Source organism: Cupriavidus sp. HPC(L), from assembly GCF_000307735.3.
Classification (GTDB): Bacteria; Pseudomonadota; Gammaproteobacteria; order Burkholderiales; family Burkholderiaceae; genus Cupriavidus.
This window is the reverse complement of sequence record NZ_AMPR02000383.1, coordinates 1-1343: the sequence shown is the minus strand read 5'-3', so window position 1 is coordinate 1343 and position 1343 is coordinate 1. Positions and strand designations below refer to the sequence as shown.

The following is a 1343-nucleotide window of genomic DNA, read 5'->3' as shown; positions in this document are numbered from 1 at the left end:
CCTGCGCCATTGCCCCCGCCGTGACCGGAGCCGCCGCGCGGCGCCGCGCGCTCGGCGTCGTAGGCCATCCGGCGGCCGGCGTCCTTGAGCACCGCGAACGCATGCTGCAATCGCTTGAACCGCTCTTCCGCGGCCTGCGGATCGTCCGGATTGCGGTCCGGATGCCAGCGCATGGCCAGCCGCCGATACGCCTGCCGGATCTCGTCCGCCGTGGCCGTCGGGGCAACGCCTAGGGTCTGGTAGTGGTCATGGTGCGTCACGGGGGCCTTGTGTTCGCCGTTGGCGCAACCGGCATTGCAGCGGGCGCGCTACCTGTTCAGCCGGCACATCGAAGGGATAACGGCATGCCGGGCGGAAACTGTAGGCATAGAATGAGGCCCGTTTCCGAGGCTCGTTTGGGCCCCTTTCCACCTTCATCGAAGCGTCATCGAACGCCGCCCCTGTCATGGAGTTTCGCCATCTGCGCTATTTCCTCGTGCTGGCCGACGAACTGCATTTCGGCCGCGCCGCGCGCCGGCTGTCGATCTCGCAGCCGCCGCTGTCGCTGAATATCCAGCAGCTCGAGGCGTCGGTCGGCGCCCGGCTGTTCGAGCGCGACAGCAAGGGCGTGCGCCTGACCGCGGCCGGGCGGGCCTTTCGCGAATCGGCGACCGCGCTGCTGGCGCAGGCAGAGGAGGCGCGGTTGCTGGCGCGGCAGATCGAAGCCGGTGCGGTGGGCAGGCTGCGCGTGGGCTTTGTCGGGTCGATGCTGTACCGCGGGCTGCCCCAGAAGCTGCAGCAGTTCGAGGCCGACCAGCCCGGCATCCAGATCGCGCTGACCGAGCTCAACTCGCAGGAACAGATCGAGGCGCTGCTGCACGGGCAGCTCGACGTCGGCTTCATCCACACGAGCCGCGTGCCGGACGAGCTGGCCACCCGGCTGATCCACAGCGAGCCCTTCGTCTGCTGCATGCCGTCCGCCCATCGGCTCGCGAGCCGACGCACCATCGCGCTGACCGAGCTGCGCGGCGAGACGTTCGTGCTGTTCTCGCGCAACGCATCGCCCGACTACTACGCGCGGATCGTCGACATGTGCGCGGCCGAGGGCTTCTATCCGCAGATCCGCCACGAGGTCCGGCACTGGCTGTCGGTCGTGTCGCTTGTGTCGCAGGGGATGGGCGTGGCGGTGGTGCCGGCGGCCTTGCGGCATTCGGCGCTCGCCGGCGCGGCGTTCCGGCCGCTGAAGCACAGCACCGTGCCGTCGGAAGTCTATTGCGTGTGGAAGGCGGCGCCGGACCATCCCGCCCGCGATCGCTTCGTCGGCATCTTTGCGGCGCCGGCCGCGCGGCAGCGTTCGGCGCAGG

General features: G+C 69.8%; 2 protein-coding genes. One reads left to right on the top strand and one right to left on the bottom strand.

Features of this window, described 5'->3' with window-relative positions; all coding sequences use genetic code 11:
- Positions 1 to 260, bottom strand: a 260-nt coding sequence (locus B551_RS25375) for a DnaJ domain-containing protein (RefSeq protein ID WP_157072030.1), incomplete at its 3' end; no start/stop codon positions are given.
- Positions 261 to 445: 185 nt separating this feature from the next.
- Between B551_RS25375 and B551_RS18210 the strand changes: the two genes are divergently transcribed.
- Positions 446 to 1343 (top strand): LysR substrate-binding domain-containing protein (locus B551_RS18210; protein WP_023264725.1); only part of this gene is annotated, 898 nt, incomplete at its 3' end.